16 protein-coding genes and 2 pseudogenes are annotated in these 18,634 nt (G+C 67.7%); 7 read left to right on the forward strand and 11 right to left on the reverse strand.

From position 1 onward, the window contains the following. Nucleotides 1–3: 3 nt before the first annotated feature. Nucleotides 4–252: a hypothetical protein gene (locus JQX13_RS29020; RefSeq protein ID WP_239013915.1), complete on the forward strand. Its 249-nt coding sequence runs from the start codon at nt 4–6 to the stop codon at nt 250–252. A 13-nt stretch (nt 253–265) separates the two neighbouring features. On the opposite strand, the pseudogene JQX13_RS56510 reads toward JQX13_RS29020, so the two are convergent. Then, nucleotides 266–1,188 (reverse strand): annotated as a pseudogene (locus JQX13_RS56510) (alpha/beta fold hydrolase). Between the two features lie 123 nt (nt 1,189–1,311). Here JQX13_RS56510 and JQX13_RS29030 point away from each other — a divergent pair. Further along, nucleotides 1,312–1,812, forward strand: a complete 501-nt coding sequence (locus JQX13_RS29030) for a MarR family winged helix-turn-helix transcriptional regulator (protein WP_239013916.1) — start codon at nt 1,312–1,314, stop codon at nt 1,810–1,812. Between the two features lie 346 nt (nt 1,813–2,158). After that, complete coding sequence (locus JQX13_RS29035; protein WP_203402732.1) at nt 2,159–4,312, forward strand: putative metal-binding motif-containing protein; 2,154 nt, start codon at nt 2,159–2,161, stop codon at nt 4,310–4,312. 88 nt (nt 4,313–4,400) lie between these two features. Here the strand turns inward: JQX13_RS29035 and JQX13_RS29040 are convergent, their stop codons facing one another. The 3 genes and pseudogenes from JQX13_RS29040 to JQX13_RS29050 form a co-directional block, all read right to left on the reverse strand. After that, complete coding sequence (locus JQX13_RS29040; RefSeq protein ID WP_203402733.1) at nt 4,401–4,679, reverse strand: hypothetical protein; 279 nt, start codon at nt 4,677–4,679, stop codon at nt 4,401–4,403. A gap of 105 nt (nt 4,680–4,784) precedes the next feature. Beyond that, nucleotides 4,785–6,329, reverse strand: coding sequence for a substrate-binding periplasmic protein (locus tag JQX13_RS29045; RefSeq protein ID WP_203402734.1), 1,545 nt, complete (start codon nt 6,327–6,329; stop codon nt 4,785–4,787). Nucleotides 6,330–6,392: 63 nt separating this feature from the next. After that, a pseudogene (locus JQX13_RS29050) lies at nt 6,393–7,286 on the reverse strand (glycosyltransferase); the annotation flags it as partial. A gap of 69 nt (nt 7,287–7,355) precedes the next feature. Here JQX13_RS29050 and JQX13_RS29055 point away from each other — a divergent pair. The 3 genes from JQX13_RS29055 (at nt 7,356) to JQX13_RS29065 (ending at nt 9,934) form a co-directional block, all read left to right on the forward strand. Then, nucleotides 7,356–7,505 (forward strand): hypothetical protein, encoded by a 150-nt coding sequence (locus tag JQX13_RS29055; RefSeq protein WP_203402735.1) that lies wholly within the window; start codon nt 7,356–7,358, stop codon nt 7,503–7,505. A 159-nt stretch (nt 7,506–7,664) separates the two neighbouring features. Then, on the forward strand, nt 7,665–9,074 hold the full coding sequence (locus tag JQX13_RS29060) for an acyl-CoA dehydrogenase family protein (protein ID WP_203402736.1): 1,410 nt from the start codon (nt 7,665–7,667) through the stop codon (nt 9,072–9,074). Nucleotides 9,075–9,148: 74 nt separating this feature from the next. Beyond that, nucleotides 9,149–9,934 carry an acyl-CoA desaturase gene (locus JQX13_RS29065; RefSeq protein ID WP_239013917.1) on the forward strand — a complete coding sequence of 262 codons (786 nt, stop codon included), beginning with the start codon at nt 9,149–9,151 and terminating at the stop codon, nt 9,932–9,934. A 15-nt stretch (nt 9,935–9,949) separates the two neighbouring features. On the opposite strand, the gene JQX13_RS29070 is transcribed toward JQX13_RS29065, so the two are convergent. From JQX13_RS29070 to JQX13_RS29080, 3 genes are all read right to left on the reverse strand, one after another. After that, a complete protein-coding gene (locus JQX13_RS29070) occupies nt 9,950–10,663 on the reverse strand; it encodes a CPBP family intramembrane glutamic endopeptidase (RefSeq protein ID WP_203402737.1) in 714 nt (237 codons plus the stop codon). Continuing rightward, nucleotides 10,660–11,277, reverse strand: a complete 618-nt coding sequence (locus JQX13_RS29075; RefSeq protein WP_203402738.1) for an ArsR/SmtB family transcription factor — start codon at nt 11,275–11,277, stop codon at nt 10,660–10,662. Before JQX13_RS29075 ends, JQX13_RS29070 begins: the two co-directional genes overlap by 4 nt. An 83-nt stretch (nt 11,278–11,360) precedes the next feature. Beyond that, nucleotides 11,361–11,924: a cysteine hydrolase family protein gene (locus JQX13_RS29080; RefSeq protein WP_203402739.1), complete on the reverse strand. Its 564-nt coding sequence runs from the start codon at nt 11,922–11,924 to the stop codon at nt 11,361–11,363. A 136-nt stretch (nt 11,925–12,060) separates the two neighbouring features. Here JQX13_RS29080 and JQX13_RS29085 point away from each other — a divergent pair, with 136 nt between their 5' ends. Then, nucleotides 12,061–12,495 (forward strand): Lrp/AsnC family transcriptional regulator, encoded by a 435-nt coding sequence (locus JQX13_RS29085; RefSeq protein ID WP_203402740.1) that lies wholly within the window; start codon nt 12,061–12,063, stop codon nt 12,493–12,495. A 42-nt stretch (nt 12,496–12,537) separates the two neighbouring features. On the opposite strand, the gene JQX13_RS29090 is transcribed toward JQX13_RS29085, so the two are convergent. From JQX13_RS29090 to JQX13_RS29105, 4 genes are all read right to left on the reverse strand, one after another. After that, nucleotides 12,538–15,186, reverse strand: coding sequence for a glycoside hydrolase family 97 catalytic domain-containing protein (locus JQX13_RS29090; RefSeq protein ID WP_203402741.1), 2,649 nt, complete (start codon nt 15,184–15,186; stop codon nt 12,538–12,540). A 273-nt stretch (nt 15,187–15,459) separates the two neighbouring features. Next, complete coding sequence (locus tag JQX13_RS29095; protein ID WP_203402742.1) at nt 15,460–17,031, reverse strand: CocE/NonD family hydrolase; 1,572 nt, start codon at nt 17,029–17,031, stop codon at nt 15,460–15,462. A 557-nt stretch (nt 17,032–17,588) separates the two neighbouring features. Next, on the reverse strand, nt 17,589–17,714 hold the full coding sequence (locus JQX13_RS29100) for a YgaP-like transmembrane domain (RefSeq protein ID WP_203402743.1): 126 nt from the start codon (nt 17,712–17,714) through the stop codon (nt 17,589–17,591). 368 nt (nt 17,715–18,082) lie between these two features. Further along, the gene (locus JQX13_RS29105; protein ID WP_203402744.1) at nt 18,083–18,607 is read right to left on the reverse strand and encodes a glycine cleavage system protein R; all 525 of its coding nucleotides are present in this window, start codon (nt 18,605–18,607) and stop codon (nt 18,083–18,085) included. Between the last annotated feature and the right edge of the window lie 27 nt (nt 18,608–18,634).

Raw genomic sequence — 18,634 nt, forward strand, 5'->3', positions numbered from 1 at the left:
ACCGTGAGAAGACCCAGAAGGGGCTGGCTCGGCTGGGCGTTACAGGGGTTCGCGGCGCAGTTGCACTCGGATGGGAACACGCAGGTGCCTTTCGACGTGCCCAAGCGTCTGGGCCAGGCGCGACGAGCCCTCATCGACCAGCGTGCTCCTTCCTGGCGCTCCTATCTGGCGTGGTTCGAGATCTATCTGGCTCTCGGCGCGAACCCGCCAGCGGAGGTCCGGGACGCACTGCTGCTGCCCGCACAGCCCTGATCGAAGGTCGAGCCTACGCCCCGAGAAAGGCACGCAACTCCTGGAGCACGGCCTCGGGCTCCTCCTCGTGAGGCCAGTGGCCGGCGTCCACGAGCTTCACCACCCGGGCCTCGGGCAGGGCCTGCTTCCAGCGCTCGAGCATGGGAGGCTGGAAGGCGGTGTCCCGCAGGCCCCAGAGGATGAGCGCGGGCTTCCCCTGGAGTCGCTGCCGGCGCTCCCATTGGTCGGCGTAAAAGGCGCTCGAGCCCGTGAGCGCGCGCGCCAACGCCCAGAGCACCTGGTCACGCGCGTGTTTGTCCTGAAAGGGCGCGAGGTATTGGCGGTGGATGCTCGGGGTGAGCTTGCGCCGATCGCCGTAGGCCGAAGGCATCAGCAATCTCAGTGAGAAGTTGAGCTGGCGGTAGAGGAAGCGCCCCAGCGCGCCGCTCACCAGCCGTGCCCGGCGCACCATGTCCGGCTCCTGCTCGAAGCTCCACATCCACGAGTTGAGGATGACCAGCCGACGCACCCGCTCGGGATGCTCGAGGGCGAGCGGCAGCGCGATGGGACCGCCATGGTCATGCACGACCAGGGTGTGAAGTCCTCGAGCCCCAGCCTGTCCACGAAGGCCGCCAGCGCCCGGGCGTGGGCTTCGGGGCTGTAGTCGAAGTGCTCGGGCCGCTCGGAGAGCCCGAACCCCAGCAGGTCCGGGGCAATGCACCGGTGTGTCGCGGAGAGCGCCTGGATCAGGTGCCGCCACTCGAAGGACCAGGTGGGGGTGCCGTGAACGAACAGCACCGTGGGGCCGCGTCCCTCGTCCACGTAGTGCATGCGGCCCTGTGGGAGCTCCAGGTACCGGTGGTCGAACGGATAGCTCCCGGTGTCCAGCCACGAGGGGACGGACCGCGGAGCGAGCGTCTTCGAGGACGTGGGGGAAGAGACGGTCAGGGCCTGCATGGTGCACCCCCAGCGAAAAGCGGAGGATGAGGAGCGCCTCCACTCCTTGAATAGTAAAGCCCGCTTGTCTAATTGGTCAAGTGGACTTGACCAATTGTCTCGGGGAGAATGGTGCGGGTGGGAATGCGAGTGAAGGAAGGTTGGGAGCAGCTCGAGGCGGCGAAGCGTGCGAGCGTGGGGCAGCTGCTGCTCAAATGCGCGCGGCTGTTGGACGAGCGGGCGGTGGCGCGGGTGAACCGGGAGGGAGAGGCGCAGGCACGGCTGAGGCCGGCGCACACGCGGCTGGTGGCGCACATCGACGTGGAGGGCACGCGGCTCACCGAGCTGGCGCGGCGGCTGGGCGTGACGAAGCAGGCGGTGGGGCAGCTCGTGGAGGAACTGGTACAGCAGGGGACGCTGGAGCTGGCGCCCGACCCCGACGACAAGCGGGCGCGCCGGGTGCGCTTCACGCCCAGGGGAATGGGAGCCATTGCCCACGGGCTCGAGGTGCTGCATCAGCTCGAGACCGAGCTGGCACGCAAGGTGGGTACGCAGCGCATGCGCGCGTTGCACGAGACGCTGGGCGAGCTGCTCGAGGCCCTGGAGCAACTGGAGCGCGAGGAAGCCCCAGGGACCGGGGAGTAGGGCGGCGGGCCCTTCGAGGACGCGGCCGGGCCAGGGAAAGCTCGAGGAGGGGGAGGGCAGGGCGGTCATGGCCGGAGCGTTGACAGAAACCGCGACGTACGGACAAGCGGGCCTCCTTGGGGGAAACCCGATGTGAATTTGATTTTCTGAGACGGGACGCAGGCGAACGGCACCGTCTACACGATTGGCTACTACGACGAGGCACACCATGAGCCCTGTGTGTACTCGCCCACTGGCGACAAGATTGGGCGAGCCATTCCGAGCGGGGTGGCTCGCCTTGCCGCGTTTCCGTCATCGGACCCATCTCCGGCTGATCTCGTGCGCCCAGGCTCGGTAGACTCACGGCATGCGTCGACTCTGGATATTGGGACTGCTCTTGACGTTCGTTGCCTGCCGCGAGAAGGCTCCTCCCGAAGGGGCCGTGCGGGTCACGGTGGGTTACGGCTCCTACCGGCCGGCGTGCCTGCGCGTGGTGGCCAGGGACACCCAGGGGCATGAGGGCCAGACGGAAATCCTCCAGCGCCAGTTCAAGGATCCGGACGCGAGGAAAATTCTCGTCGCGGTGTTCCGCGAGCCCGAGTGGGGACGGGAGCTGACCCTGGAGGTGTCGTCCTTCGATGGCTCCACGGGCGAGGCGTGCTCCGGTTCCCTGGTGGAGCAACTCTCCTCGCAGCCCATCCCGGTGCCCCTGGGGGACTTCGCCGCCTTCGAGGCGACGCTGCGGGCGAAGGACGATGACGGGGACTCCTTCATCGCGCGCGAAGCGGGGGTGAATGGGCTGGACTGCGACGACACGAGCGCCGAGGTGTACCCGGGGGCCGCCGAGCGGTGCAGCGTCGCGGTGGACTACGACTGCAACGGCTTCAAGGGTTGTCAGGACTCCCAGTGCCAGCAGAAGGCGTGTGACGATGGCAACGCCTGCACCACGGACGACTTCTGTGAGGGCTCGGGGGTGTCGGCGCAGTGCAAGGGGCAGGAAGTGCGGTGCGAGAAGCCCGCTGGGGCGTGCGTCCTGGGCGCCACGTGCTCCCAGGAGACGGGCCAGTGCGTCGTCACTCGCAAGGAGTGCAACACGCCGGAGTCGACGTGCTTCGAGAGCGTGGGGGCGTGCAATGACGCCACCGGCTTCTGCGAGTACACCCCCAAGGCCGCTTCCGTGAGCTGCGATGACAGTGATGCCTGCACCACGGGCGATGTGTGTAGCGGAACGGGAGTGTGTCTGGGCACCCAGACCCCGTGCATGGCCTCCAGCATCTGTTTCCGCGTGACGGGAGGCTGTACGGCGCTCGGCAATTGCACCGAGGAGCCGGACCCCAGCAAGGTGAACGCCGCGTGCACGCTCGCGGGTGGAGCCGGATCTGGGGTGTGCCGGGCCTCCGACGGCAGGTGCAGCCGCTTCCCCTATGTGCCGAGCAACTTCGATCCGGATGCCATCCCCACGGAGAGCATCCTGCCGCTGACCACGACGTGTGAAGTCACCTTCGACTCGACGGCGTTGAGCTGGACTCCCGAGAGCTGCGTCAGCAATCCGCCCGCCCCCATTGAACTGACTCAGGGCCACGGGATGGTGCTGTTCGCCTTGTCGAACCTGAATCTGGGCGGGAATCTGCGGCTCGTGGGCAACCGCCCCGTCATCCTCGCTGTCTACGGAGATGCCACGCTGAACCAGAACATCCTCGCCAATGCTCGGGGCACGCTGCCCGGCGCGGGCGGCGGTTTGGAGTCGGCCTGCACGGAGCGACGTGGCAGGGGGGGCGTGTACAGCAACCTGGTGGGTGGAGGTGGAGGAGGCGCTGGAGGGGGGACCGCGGGTGCTCCTGGAGGCAATGGGACGTCTTCTGGCTCGGAGCGTGGCGATGGCGGGAGTACGGGGGGAGATTCCTTCGTCCCACTCGTTGGCGGCTGTTCGGGAGGGAGCGGAGGAGGGGGCGGAGGCGCGGAGGCCCTGGGAGGGCAGGGAGGGGCGGGAGGAGGAGCCGTGCAACTGTCCGTGGCGGGCACGCTCACGGTCAACCAACGCGTCTCCGCCAGCGCGGGGGGCGGGAGCGGAGGGCAGTACAGCAACGCCAACGGTGGCCAGGCAGGAGGGGGAGGCGGAGGAGGCAGTGGCGGCCAGGTGTTGCTCGAGGCCTACCAGCTGAATCTCGGCAGCTCGGGCCGGCTGACCGCGAATGGAGGAGGGGGTGGGGAGGGCAGTGGTTATCACTCCAGCCTCCAGCGCAATGGCAAGGTGGGGGCGGATGGCTCCGTGGATTCGGGGAGTCAGGTTGCTGGCGGAAGTGGTGATTCCCAGGCAGGTGGAGAGGGCGGCAACGGAGGTGCGCTGAGCGGGACTCCTGGCGCTGGTACCGCGGGGACTGACGTGGGCGTCAGTGCCAAGGGAGGCGGCGGAGGAGGCGGAGGCGCCGCGGGCCACATCCGGCTGAGGTCCGTGAGGCCCTGCGCCATCAACAGCTCCAGCATCATCAGCCCGGCGACCGACACGCAGTGCCCGCTGTAGCCAATCACTCGCGCCTGGAGCGAAAAGAGCTTCGCGACATTGGAGCACCCGGACCGGGACGAGCGTTACGGAGTGGGCTCGCAGCCGCTCAGCGCCGTGCGTGGCGGCGCATCAACCTCAGCGCGCCGAGCAGGGCCACGCTCCACGCCGAGAAGGCGGGGCCACTGGTGACCGAGCAGCGGACGCCCTCCATCTCCGCCATGGCCTTCCCATCGAGGCTCCACCGCACGGTGCTGGCGTCTTCGCAATCCGTGGCGCCATCGTACTGGATGAGGGCGGTGTGGCCGCCCGACCTGATGGTGGTGCTGCCCGAGAGCGCCTCGGAGTCGCACACCGCGTTGTTCACGACCTCCGCCTTCGTCTCCACCTCGACCACGCCCCATGCACAGCCCGGACATCGCCACGACCGCCAGCCAACGTGAATGCACGCAAAGGCCTCGAAAGGGGTCAACGCTCCAAGGGGAGGGGCGTCTCACTCATCCCTGAAAATGGAAGTCAGGCTCACCTGGGGCGTGTTCTCGGCGAACTCCCCGGTGAACGTCGCCCTGGCTCCCCCGTCCTGGTAGCCGATACCGACCTTCATGCGGACCTTGTAGCTGACCATTCCCATGGAACTGGCGGAGATGGATTGGAGAGTGCTCGAACCTCCCGCGGAGTTGAGCACCAGGAACATCCACTGGGCGGAATCGTGAATGTGGGCCCACAAGGCGTCCGGGCGGGGGGAGGGAAGGTGCATCGGCGCGACGAACGGAGCGCCCTTCATGTAGAGGAAGGGCAGGGCCAGATCTTCATCCATCTCGGGACCATCCTCCTCGGGGCTCGGAGAGTGCTGGTCGAGCGCGACCCCGAAGGCATACCGGCCCGCGACCTTGCGGCCAATCAGCTCCCGGTCGAGGCCCCAGCTCTTCGAGGAGTCCGGATCGTCCGCTCGGAGCCATTTGAAGAGGTTGTCGCCATAGGCCCATCCGCGCTTGCCATTGGCGGCGACCCGCACCTGGAACCACAGGCCGTCAAAGTACTCGCGGAATCCGCTCCCGTCGTCCTGGCGCGCCGGCGTGCGGTGCTCGCTCTCTCGCAGGATTTCCACCACCGTCCCACAGGGCCAGGACTCCCGGACCGGGGCGGACCACTCGGGTGCCTCTCTCAGCTCCACCTCTTGCTGGAGGACGTTGCACAGCACGCCGAGATTCTCCGCGTCCTCCAGTCCGGCGATGGGCGCCTTCATCTGACCCGGCTGCCACTTCGTCATCAGCTCGGCGAGCCGGGGCTGGAGTCCGCGCAACACCGCGTCATAGGCGGCGGCCTGGCCCTTGGGGACGGCGATGGCCAGTGGGGATTGACCCGCCTCGACCCCAATGAGGCGCAGGGAGGTGCCCTCGAGGGACTGCAGCAGGCCCACATCCTCATCGAGGGCGCAGTCGGCCTCGCCTTGCTGGACCGCCGCCACCGCCAGCTTGGACGAGGACGTGGGGACGAGCGTCGCCTGGGGCAGAACGCGTTGCGCGGCCTCGAGCGCGGGGCCCTTGGGCACCGCCACCCGCCCTGTCATCTCGGCCAGCGCCGTGGCGTCATCCGGCACCATCGCCTCGCAGGACTCCTCACCCGCGAAGCGGTAGGAGAGCGTCACGTAGGGTTGCGTGAAGTCGACCCGCCGCCGTCGCTCCTCGGTGGGCGAGATGGAGTTGAGACCCAGGTCCACCTTGCCCTGCGCGATGGCGCTCACGCTGTCCAGGGACAGGCTGCGCGGGTTGATGAACTCCACCGGCCGCCCGAGCTGCTGGCCTATCAGCCGCGCGAGGTCCGCCTCGAGGCCCTCCATCTGGCCCGCGCGCTGGAAGTGCAGAGGAACATAGGACCCGGCCAGTGCCACGCGCAGCGGTTGGGGAGGTGTGGGGGCCGCGGCGGGGACGGCCTTCTCGGGTGGTTTCTCCGTTCCGTTGCAGCTACAGCCCGCGCCCGTGGAGACATGGGCGGCCAGCGCTCCCAGCGCGAGCCACCCTCGCATATGACTCTTCATGAATTCCCCCCTCTGGATGAGTACAGGCAATGCTACCCCAGGATGGACGGAGCGGGGCGGCCGTCAGCGCCCCATGCGCTGTCCGGCGCGCACCACGGACGTCGGGTAGAATGTCCCCCGCCAGATGACGCCCCCTCGCACGAGTGCCAGCACGGCCGAGCGGAGCGATGCCCAGCCGGCGGGCAGGACGCCCAGGAAGGCCAGGGGGGCGGGTCCTCGGGGAAAGCCCGACCAGACACTGAATGCCCAGGTCGTCACGGCTCCCAGTGCCCACGTTCCCACCCCGAGCAGGACGAGCGCGGGGCGTCCCGAGAACACTCCCGCGAGGAACCCGCACTCGAACACCACCAGGCTCAGGTGGCCCAGCAGGAGCGCGGGAAAGGGGAATGACGCGCCGCTCTTCTCCAGCGCTCGGGTGAAGGCGCCCAGGGACGGGTAGAACTCGAGGCTCACGCCGTTGCGGCCGTTGAGCACGGCCTGCTTCGCGCCGGAGCGCTTGAGCATCATTCCGAGCGCGATGTCGTCGACGATCTCCATCTTCAGCCACTCCAGCCCGGGCGTGCGCTCCAGGGCCGAGCGGCGTACGAGGTTGAAGGCGCCCGCCCCCATGGTGGCGGACGAGCGCGGATCGGACACCGCCCACATCCGGGTGCTCACGCACAGGAGCCGGAACATGGAGACGAGCGCCATCTGGAGCACGAATCCGGAGCAGGTGATCTCCGGCAATACGGTGACATGGTCGAGCCCCTCGTGCTCCGCGTAGGCGACGATCTTCTCCAGGGTTCCCGGGGCCAGGTGGACGTCCGCGTCGCTGAAGAGGACCCACTCGCCGCTCGCGCGCTCCATCCCCCGCTGCATGGCGTGGACCTTGCCGAGCCAGCCCTCCGGCAGGTGCTCGACGTGCACCACCTGGAGCCGGGGCTCGGTGCGGGCGAACTGGTCGGCGAGGGCTCCCGTCGCATCCGTCGAGCGGTCTCCACCAGCACCAACTCGAGCTCCGGATAGGTGTTCCCCAGCTTGGAGCGCATGGCGGACTCCAGCGTGCCCTCCTCGTTACGCGCGGGCATGACCAGCGACACCCGAGGCCACCGCACGGACGGTGGCGCGTTCAATCGCTGGAGCTGGGGCAGGGCGCGCATGACCCGGACCAGCAGCAAGGTCATGGTGAGCGTATAGAGGGCACTGGTGGCGGTGAGGAGGAGGAGGATCATGGTGGCATCAGGGTCATGGTGTCGCTCCTCCTCATCCTGTCACCCGGGGCTCGCGCGTGCATGGTACATTGATTAGCGCCACACAGTGACTGGAGCCATCGTATCAGCAAGTAGGGAGACACGGATGAGCAACAAGAAGATGTGGGGTCGTGAGGAGTTCTGGGGCCTGGGATTCGAGTTCGATCCACAATGGCTCCTCACCGACGAGCAGAAGAAGCTTCAGGCCGCGCTGATCGACCTCTGCCGGACCACGTTGCGCGTGAATGCCGTGGAAAGCGATGCGCGGCTCGTCTATCCGCGCAAGAACCTCCAGGAGTTGGCGAAGCTCGGACTGCTCGGGCTCATCGTGCCAAGAGAGCTGGGGGGCCTGGGGCAGAACCACGTCTGTGCCGCCATGGTCGTCGAGACCCTCGCGCGCTACGGCTGTGCGAGCACCGCCATGTGCTACACCATGCACCTGGGCGCGGTCGCCGCCGGTCTCCTCCGCCATCACGACAACCCGGTACTGCAGGACATCTTCAAGCGCATCGACAAGGACTGTCTCATCGGCACGCTGTCCTATTCCGACCCTGAAACCGGCTCGCACTTCTGGTATCCGGTCTCGTCGGGCGCCGAGGAGACACCGAATGGCTGGCGCGTGCGCAAGAAGGCCTCCTGGACCACCTCGGGTGGTTTCGCTGACTGGTACATCGTGCAGACCACCAGTCCCGATTTCGGCGGCAACTACGCCAACCTCTCCTGCTTCCTCATCCTGCGCGACGAGGTGAAATCCAACCCCGCCAACTGGAATGGTCTGGGGCTGCGCGGCAATCAATCCGGCCCGATAGAAATCGACGATGTGGAGATCCCCAAGGACCGGCTGGTCGGTCCGATCGGTGACGGCGCGACGTCCAACGACGAGTGCGTCGATCCCTTCTTCCTCCTGTGCTCGTCCGCCTGCTGGAACGGCATCGCGCTGGGGATGATCGACATCGCGAAGGACCACACGACCCGTAAGACCCACGTCGACGTGGGCATGCGCGTCGCCGACTACCCGACCATCCAGGACTACATCGGCGAATGCATCATGGACACCAACGCCGCACGCGCCCTCGACTACCAGATGGGCCAGGCGATGGATGCGGTCACGAACAACTGCGATTGGTCCCTGCACAAGGATCCGGCCGCCTTGCCCCGCTCCCAGTACCTGCATTGGATGTGGCAGGTGAAGTTCATCGCCGCGAAGAACGTCGCGCATGTCTCGGACAAGATGCTGCATGCCTGTGGCGGCACGGGCTACAAGCCGGCGCTTGGCATCGAGCGTTATCTGCGCGACGCCAAGGCGGGCTGGGTCATGGGCCCGACCAACGAGGTGCTGCGTCAGTTCGTCGGCAAGATGGCTCTGCTCGGCACGCAGTCACTCGACTACTGGAACCAGTCGCTCAACGAGCGCGTGCTGAACAACGAGCTGAAGAAGCTCGACGCGGATGGCAAGCGCCAGCTCGCCGAGAAGTTGCTCGCCGAAGCCAACGGGAAGATGGCCTCGGTCGCCTGAACACGAACTGTCCAACGGCATACGAAACGATGTAATGATCCCCCCTCGTGACAGACCCATGACGAGGACCATGCATGGATGGGTGCATGGTCTACGCCTTCTTCGCCGCCCATTGGGTTCTGTGCGTCTTCTTCCAGAGCCTCTTCCAGCACCGCTACGCCGCGCACCGCATGTTCACCATGGGGCCGCGCACCGAGCGTGCGATGCATCTGCTCACCTACCTGGTCCAGGGCGCCAGCTTCCTGTCGCCGCGCGGCTACGCCATTCTCCACCGCGAGCACCACGCCTTCTCAGACACCGAGAAGGATCCGCACGCCCCCTCCTTCCACCCCAACGCGCTGCGGATGATGCTCCACACGAAGAAGCGCTATGACGACTACGCCTATGACCGGAAGCAGCCCGAGCCGCGCTTCCTCGGGGGCTACCCGGAATGGCCGCTCGTGGACCGGACGCTTGGCCAGTCCTGGGTCATGCGTCTCGCCTGGGGCGCGCTCTACACCGCCTTCTACGTCGCCTTCGCCACCAGCCCCTGGCAGTTCCTGTTGCTGCCCATCCACTTCGTCATGGGCCCGGTGCACGGAGCCATCGTCAACTGGTGCGGCCACAAATATGGCTACCGCAACTTCTCCAACGGCGATGACTCGCGCAACACGCTGCCGGTGGACATCCTCTGCATGGGCGAGCTCTTCCAGAACAACCACCACAAGTACGGGATGAGCCCCGACTTCGCCGCTCGCCGCTGGGAACTGGACCCCACCTGGCAGGTGATGCGTGTGCTCGCCCGGCTTGGAGTCATTCACATCGCCACGCCCCAGCGCGCCGTCTACCCCGAGCCCGAACGCCTCGGCGAGACGACCTGAACCCCCCTGGCCGCCTCAAACGGCCTCGCGCCGCGCTCCACTCAGCGCCCATCCGATGGCGCCACCCTGCAGGTCGATCGCGATATGGATGAGGATGGGCCAGAGCAGGGATTCGGTGGTCGCGTAGAGCGCGCCGAGGAGCAGGCCGACGGCCGTGGATTTCACCACCCCGGCGGCCCCCTGGTAGAGGTGGGCGAGACCGAAGACGAGCCCCGTGAGGATGACGGCGGGCCAGACTCCGAAGAACACCGCCGCGTACCAGAGCAGGAAGCCGCGGTAGAGCACCTCCTCGCAAATGCCCGCGGTGACCGAGAGCGCCTGGAAGGTCCGGTACTCGCGTGAGGTCTGGGGAAGGAGGGTCGAAACAGAGCCCATCTGTGCGGCGAGTTGCGCGCGTCCCGCGTCGTCCAGGCGGTTGATGACGTGCCACTGGGAGAGCAGGAGCAGCAGCGCGAGCACGGTGGCGCCAGCACCGACCAGCGCCCCCGTGCCGCCCGAGAACACGAGCCCCAGCAGGGACCCCGGCCGGTTGGCGCTCCCCCAAAGGAGCAGCGTGAGCAGGACAAGGGACCACAGCGTCAACATCGTCAGGAGGTAGTCCCTCATCCTCGCGTCGGGTCGACCCTCCGCCGTGGCGCGCACGAGCACCCGTTGACTCCACGAGCCATAGAGGGGGAAGGCGACGACGAGCCCAACGGCCATCAGGTGGTCCAGGCTCGAGAGCATCATCGTCCACTCCGTCGCGCCGGGGCGCGCTTCCGGGTTGCGTCTCCGAGTCCCGCTTCACGCGCGGGAGTGAGGATCAGCGTCACCGCGTACAGCGCGTCCTCCTTTCCGGCATCGCCCGTGGAGGTCAGCATCGTATGAATCGCGTCCAGGTGTTCATTGAGCTGGCGGAGCTTCTGGGCGCTCAGTCGGACCTTCGCGCGCACCGCCATGAGCTCGCGCTCGGGTCCGTCCCGCCGCAGCCCACTGGCGAGAATGGCCGCGGCGACCTCGCGAGTCGTGAGGCGCAGCATCGCCTGGCTCGCGCGCACCGCCGTCCGGACCTCTCCCGGGGAGGCGGGGGCGTCCGTCAGCTGGAGACCCTCGGGGTGTATGGCATAGAGCTTCTCGCGGCTCCTGCCCTCGCCCACCTCGCCGGCCACCCGCACCACTCCAGCGCGCTCCAGGACGTCCAGGTGGTGGTACAGGGCCTGCCGGCTCCTCCCGAGCCGCTCCGCCAGGACACGGACCGTCGCGGGGCCTTCAGCAAGCGCCCCCAATACCTCATGTCGCGCGGGTGAAGCGAGTGCCGCCAGCGCCCGCCGACCCGTCCGGGCGGAGTTCCGAGGGAGTGTCATGGCGGGCATCGTAACGCGCCATCATTCCAAATTCCATGTTTTATGGAATGAACCACCCCGGCGGCGTCTTCTCGACCCCGCGCCTACGCCGCGAGGGCCGCCAGCACGTCGGCGGTGTCCACCACGCGGCCGAACTCGGTCGCCAGGGTGGCGAGGTGCACGCGGTGCATGGTGTCCGCGTCGAACAGGGTGCCATCCGGTGCCCGCTGCGCCCAGGTGTGGCAGGCATCCCCCACCACCACCAGGTCGAAGCCCAGATTGGCCGCCATGCGCGCGGTGGTGGAGACGCACATGTCCGTGGCGATGCCGAAGAGGACGACCTGCCGCACTCCGGCCGCATGCAGGCGTTCCTCCAGGTCGGTGCCGATGAAGGCGCTATTGACTGTCTTGGTGAGCAGCGGCTCGCCAGCGAGCGGCTCGAAGCCCGGCTTGAGCGCGTTGCCCGGCTGCCCCAGGCGCAGTGGCGAAGTGGGAGAGGGACTGTCATGGCGCACGATGACGAGTGGCCGCCCGGAGCGCCGCCAGGCCGCGAGCAACCGCAGTCCGTGAGCTTCCATGTGGGGGTTGTTGCGTGGGCCCCAGGACGGGTCGTCGAAGCCCTGCTGCACGTCGATGGAGATGAGCGCTGCGCGGTCGTGGAGTTCCATGTGCTTGCTCCCGTGGGTGGGGAAGCGGCACCCTAGGGAGGAAGGCCGCCGGTCGACAGGTGGCGAAGTGCCGGTCCGCCGGCGGAGTGCCGGTGGGCGCCGGGAACGGGTCCACCCGAGGAGGGAGACGACAGACATGGCGCTGGACGAGCTGGACGGGCGCATCCTGGCCCTGCTGGAGGCCAACGGGCGGGAGTCCGCCACCAAGCTGGCGGCGAAGGTGGGCCTCTCGCGCTCCGCGGTCCAGGAGCGCGTGGCCCGGCTCGAGCGCGACGGCATCATCCAGGGCTACACCATCCGGCGGGGCAGCGGCGGGCCCCCGGCCGGGGTGGACGCCTACCTCTTCGTTCGGTTGGACGGGCCGGCGTGCCCCCGCGTGGCTCCCCTGGTGCGCGAGCTGCCGGAGGTGCTCAGCGTCGAGTCGCTCGCCGGCGAGCTCGACATGCTCATCCGCGTGCGCGTCCCCGACATGACGGCCCTGAATGCACTGCGCGAGCGCGTGGCCCGCCTCCCCGAGGTGCGTACCGTCACCACCGCACCGGTGCTCGCCGTGCACCTGGACCGGCGCTGACACCACCGACCTTGTCGGCCTCCTCTCGAGCGAGCGGAGTCGCTAGGACTCGTCGCACGACAACCGGGCGTTCGCCCAGTCGGCGTGGTCGAAGTTCTTGCCGTCGCCGCCATCGGTGACCTGAAGGCTCAGCATGCGCACGCCGGAGACGCCGACGGAGAGCGGCCTGGCCGGTCCTTTGCCCCGGATGACGCCGCTGTCATACAGCACCCCGCCATCACCGAGCACCTTGAAGGTCACCGAGCCCGTCTGAGTGGTTTCGTCGTCGAGCCCGATGTCGGCCGTGAAGCTCTGGCAGTTCCGGCCGAGGTAGATCGACACCTCCGAGGGCGCGTGCGTGCCCAGGCCCTTGGCGTAGGTGACTCCTCCCATGGACAGCGGATTGCCGTCGTCACTGGCCGCCTCGCCGTTGGACCGGTCTCGTTCGACCGGGCCGTACCCATTGGTCTCGGAGAGGAACGGAAGAGCGCTGACGTAGGGGCTCCCGGTGGGTGCTGGCGGCAGAACGAAGGCCCGCAGGGCCTGCTCCACATGCACCCGTGGCGTGCCCGCCGCATCGCCGGGCAACCGGAACTCCGCCGCGATCGGAAGGTCGATGTTGCCGAACCTGCCGTTTCCACCCCCCGGATCGAGCCGGACCGTCCAGCGCCCCTGGAGGCTCTCCCCGGGAGCCATGGAGGACCGGGTGAGCTCCTCGCCCAGGGACGACCAGCCGATGGGAGGACGAACGCTGAATGTGACGTCGCGGATCGACGTGCTCGCCGGAGCGGTGAAGGTGCCGGAGACCTCCAGGATGGACCCGCTCTCGACATCCACCGGCCCGGTCGGCGTGACGGTCAGCCCGCTCGGAGGAACCTGCCGGATGGGCTCGTCGCAGGTCTGTCGGCCCGGGCTATAGCGGCAGATGATCGCCGCGAACCCGCCGTGGCGGCGCACGTTCACCGATAGCGTGTTGAACGAGCCCATGATCCACCGGTCCCTGAGCACGTCGGTGCGCTGCTCGCCAGCGTCGTCGCGGACCACCTCCACGAGCCACTGGCCCGCGCCGAGGAAGCGCAGCGGCGCGGAGACCGTCCGCGGCTCACCGGCCGCGATCGCCCCTACGAACCACCGGTCCCCCCTGCGCCGGGCGATCACCGCTTCGTTGCTGGGGTTGCCCGCCACGAACCGGGTCTCGTCCCACGCCGTCGGAACCTGGTTGAGGAAACGCAGCGCTTGCGGATGGCGCTCGTAGACTTCCGGCTTGTCGGCGAGATGCTGCCATCCGGACTCGTAGGCCACCGACAGCGCCACTTCGTGTGCGATCGACGCCTCCCGGTTGGCGGCCTCGAAGGTGACCGGGGTGTAGTCCATCGAGCCGACCACGTTGCGGGTGAAGACCTGCACGGGGTTGGTGTTCGGCGACGGCCAGTTCTCCGCACCCCGGACGGCCTCCATGGTCATCACGTGCGGCCAGGTGCGCGCCAGACCATGTGGGATCGTCGAGCCGTGGAAGTTGATCATCAGCCGCAGCTGCGCGGTCCGCTCCAGCACGGCGTCGTACCACTGGTAGCGCGACTGGGAGTCGGACTCCATGAAGTCGACCTTGACGCCCTTGACGCCCCAGGACCGCACCAGCGGCAGCCAGGAATCGCGCTCCTGAGGAGTGTCCAGCCGGGTCCAGTGGAACCACAGCAGGATGTCGACCCCCTTGGCGCGTGCGTAGCGGGTCAGCTCGGGTACCCAGGTGCTGCTCCAGCCCTCGTCGACCAGGACGTAGGACCAGCCGTTGCGCGCGGCGAAGTCCACGTAGGCCTTCTGCCGTTCGAAGTTGCCCGGGCTCGAATTCTCGCTCAACCAGGACCAGGCGGACTTGCCGGGGTGGATCCACGAGGTGTCGGTGAACCGGGCAGGGGAGGCGAGGTCATCCACCAGGGTCGACCCGGTCACCGTCGCGAGGTCGCCGATGATCGCGGTGCGCCAGGGGGTCCGCAGCGCTCCCGGGGAGTGGACCTGCGCGTCGGCCAGCACGACCTGGTAGGAGCCGGAACCCTTGTGCACGAGCCGGCTGCCCGCATAGCGGCCGTCCACATCGGACTCGGTGAGCAGCACGAAGCTGTCGCCGACCTTGAACAGGGAGGGGTAGCCGTAGTCACGGGCCGGCGCGGCGCCCGCCGTTGTCTCGATCCGGGCCTGCTCGTACTGCGCGTTGTAGGGCAGGAGCCACGCGGTGGAGGTGGCCGGCACCGAGAACGCGGACGCCTCTCCCGTCACCGTGACCCCGGTCGGGTCGGGAACCTCGTAACGGTAGGCGACTCCGTCCGCGGAGACCCGTACGAGCAGATCCAGACGCGCACCGTTGGCGTTCGCGAAGGCCAGCCGTGTCTCGGTCATCAACGACGAGCGTACGCGCCGTTTCCCGGTCGTCATGGCGTACTGCTCGAGCACCGTGCGATCGCTGCGCCCCAGCGGGCTCAGCCCCCGGGTGAGATCGGCCTGGGTGGTTTGCAGACCCACCGCCGCCGGAGCAAGGACCGTCTGGACGCCCCGGAACGCGGACAGGGTCAGTGTTCCGCTCGAGGGATTGAGCTCCACCCTCGCGGAGGGTGCACCCACGTTGGGCGCGGTGATCGTCCAGGATCTCTCCGCGATGATCGTCCGGATGGGGTTTTCAGCGGCGAAGCCGATCGCCGGGACCGCGGTGTTGAGCACGAGCGCCGTAGCAGCTCCGGCGACCCGCGAAGACTTGATTCTCGATAGCGGTGTCCGCTTCAACTTGTTCTCCAATGCTCGACGGTGGGAATTCCTGGCATCACCGTGAAATCATGGAGAACAGCTCCTTCGGTGTCGAGCTGTGAAGATGCAGGGGATGCGTTCCGCACGACACCCGACACAACGACAGCCCGAATCTGGCTGCCGTTTCGTTGGCCTTGCCACGCCGAGGACTTCTCCGGCGTGGCGTTCTCATTTCCAGCGTGCCTCGTTTCACTTCAACGGCAGAGACACATAGGACGGGCTGCTCGTCGATGAGGAGAACTTCATCGTGGAGAAGCTCGGCGCCTTGTCCGCGTAGAGCGGATCGACGGTATCGATGACGAGCGAGAGGCGATGGCCGCTTGGAACGTCATAGGCCGTCGCCGGGAAGTCCACATCCACGGTATGGGGCTGGCCAGCGACGGCGTCTCGGAGCGTGACCGCGACGTGCGTGACGAGGCTCCCCGTTCCTCCCCAGTCCGTATCATAGAGGTAGGCGATGACTGTCGTCTGCCCGGAGCTGCCCGGAGTGACGGTCAGGCGCAGGTGCGCGGCTCCGCGCACGCGTTGCGGACTCGTCAGCCAGTCCGATTGCCAGACGCCCGCGTTGGACCGGTCCACCGCCGGAATCCACGCCATGGGGGGTTCACCCGTGATGGCCTCCACGCCGTTCGTCAGCATCAACAGGCCTCCGTTGGCGACGGTGTCATCGCCCGCGACAATCGTTGCGCTCCAGTCCGTCTGCGAGCCCGCCGCGAGTTCGCCCTCCTTGCTCCACCAGTGCACATCGCTCAGGTTGTAGCGCGCGGTGCTCGTCGAGACAGTGCTCCACGACGGGTACGACTCATAAGAGCCCTGGCCCCGGAGCTGGAGCTGAACCGGGTTCTCCGAGGCGATGCCCGTGTTCACGCCACGCAGGTACTGGTCGAACCAGCGACGCGTGCTCGTCCAGGCGTCATTGGGCAGGCCGAGGATGCCGGTCAGCTCGGCGATGGCGTGGTCACCCGGGCGGAGCTCCAGCCGCTTCGGACCCGACAGCCGGGTGAAGAAGTCGGTGAGTTGATTCGGCCCGAAGAAGCTGTCGCCGTACGCGTTGGCCATGAGGATTGCGGGGCGGTTCGCGTTGATACGCTCCAGGTACGTCGCGGCGCTGCGCACCTGGGCGTAGGCGATGATGTCGGGTACGTTCTGGTTGGCGAAGAAGTCCGAGAGGGCTTGCTGCAGCTCCGCCGACGGCCGTCCCGTCAGCTGCGCCGAGAGCGCCAGCAGCCCGGCGCTCTGCAGATGGCGCGTCTGGTTCGAGAACAGCGAGTACGTGAGGTCCGTCCAGCCGCTCAACGCGGCCACGGCGCGGATGCGCGAATCGAAGGCCGAGCCAATCAGCGCCATCCCCGCGCCATAGGAGACGCCCGCCGCACCGATGCGAGCCGGATCCGCGGGGGTGTTGACGAGCGTCCAGTTGATGACTTCGGTCAGGTCGCCGATGTCCTTGGGCCCCGCCGTGTCGATGGCGCCCCCCGACGCGTAGAAGCCTCGCGGGGTGTACGAGACCACCACGTACCCGGCATCGGCGAACTGCTGTGCCTGCACGAAGTACTCCAGGTTGGGCATCGCCCAGCTGGTGATGAAGATGATGGCCGGGTACCGCCCCGGCGTATCCGGCGTATAGACGATGCTCTTGAGATTCACTCCATCTCGCGTGGTGATGTCGACGATACGCAGGGACGAGGACGCGGACGCGGGAGTGGCGATAATGCACAGCGATAGAACCGCGGATACTGCGATTGCACGCAGCCAGGACATGCACTCCTCCTGCAGGGGGTAGTGGTCGGACACGACACTGACAGGTAGATGCGGATTTGAATGTCAATCCAAAGTCATCGATTCACAGACTTCGCCCTATTCGCTTCGGTGCCAGCAACTCGCCGGACCGCAGCTCCGATAAATGGCGATCCTAGAGGGGTTGGCTCTGTTTCGCCCCCTCCCAAAGGAGGGGCGTCGCAGCCGCGCGGCCATGGGTCATGAAGGAATGGCTGGGAGTCGCCCGGTTCCGTGGACACCCGAGAGATGATGGGATGGGAGCGGCATGCGCCTTGGTTTCCCCATGCTGGCCGTTCCCGCCTGCCTCTTCGTGGCGGACTCGGTCATGGAGCAGTTGGACGATGAGCCATCCCTCATCCGCGGTGCGCGTACGGTGGCGCGGTGCGCAGGCGGGGGTCCTCCACCGGCCTGCCTACGGCGAAATGGTAGAGCGTCTGGAAGCGACGGTCCTGGAGGCCCAGCACGCGGTGCAGCGCATTAGGCGAGCGTCACCTCGACCGGGTCCTGGGGAATGGTTCGGGTCATCCCCATCCCGGTGATCACCGTCGGGTGTCGAGGCCCAGCAGCCGGTCGAGGGGGCACACCCGGGTGATGGCCGTCTCGGCCAGGAGTGCGCCGCCCATCATCGCGACCAGTCCCGGCAGCCGCCCCTGGCGACCGCGCATCCGAAGTAGCCTGCTGGAGAGCGCCTCACCCCCCACCCGCCCAATGCCCGGGAGCCGGAGCCGCCCTACCGTACCCGCATGCTGGGACGAACACTTGGCATGGGATTGCTGGCTGGGGCCGCCGGCGTGGCATTGATGACGTTGGGAGAGAAGCTCGAGCAGCGCTTCACCAGGCGACCGAACTCGTACGTGCCCGCACACACACTGGAGCGGCTCCTGAGGCTACCGCACAGGCCGGACCGCGATCGCTGGGGGCTCAACCATTGGACATGGCTCCCCCCGGCTTCCAGGCCGCAGCCCGGTCTGTTTCGAACTCACTCCAGGCGCAATGCACCTGACACCGTGGCGGCCCCGTTGGGCTCCCTGCCTCAGATGGGGTCGAGGTCGATGTCACAGCCGATCTTCTCGCCGAGCGTCGCCAGCTCCTCACGCATCCTGCGGGCGCTCGTGCCCTGCGGAAGGGTGATGACGCCCTCGAGCACGAAGAGCGGCGTCCCCGCGAAGGGCGCCGACTCGATCCGCGTCTCCAGTTCCTCGATATTGATGGAGTGCTGACGGAGGAGCGCGGTCACTCGGGAGGCGATGCCGGGCTGATCGTTGCTGTAGACCTTGAGCCGGTAGGGGACGCGGCCGGAGGCGCTGGAGGTGGCGGCGGCCGCCTCATACATCTCGAGGCGGAGCCCCATCCCGGTGCCTTCGCTCTCGAGCTTGCTCCGGAGCGAGGCGAGCGACTCGGGGGGGCCCTCGATGAGGGCCAGCAGGGCGAAGTGGCCGCGCAGATTGACCATGCGGCTGTCGGCGAGGCTGGCGCCGACGTCATACACGTGACGGGTGAGATCGGCGACGAGCCCAGGGCGATCGGGACCAACCGCGGTGACGATGAGCTGAGGCATGGCCGGGACCATACAACCCTGCTCGGG

Origin of the sequence: Archangium violaceum, assembly GCF_016859125.1 — a bacterium.
Lineage (GTDB): Bacteria > Myxococcota > Myxococcia > Myxococcales > Myxococcaceae > Archangium > Archangium violaceum_A.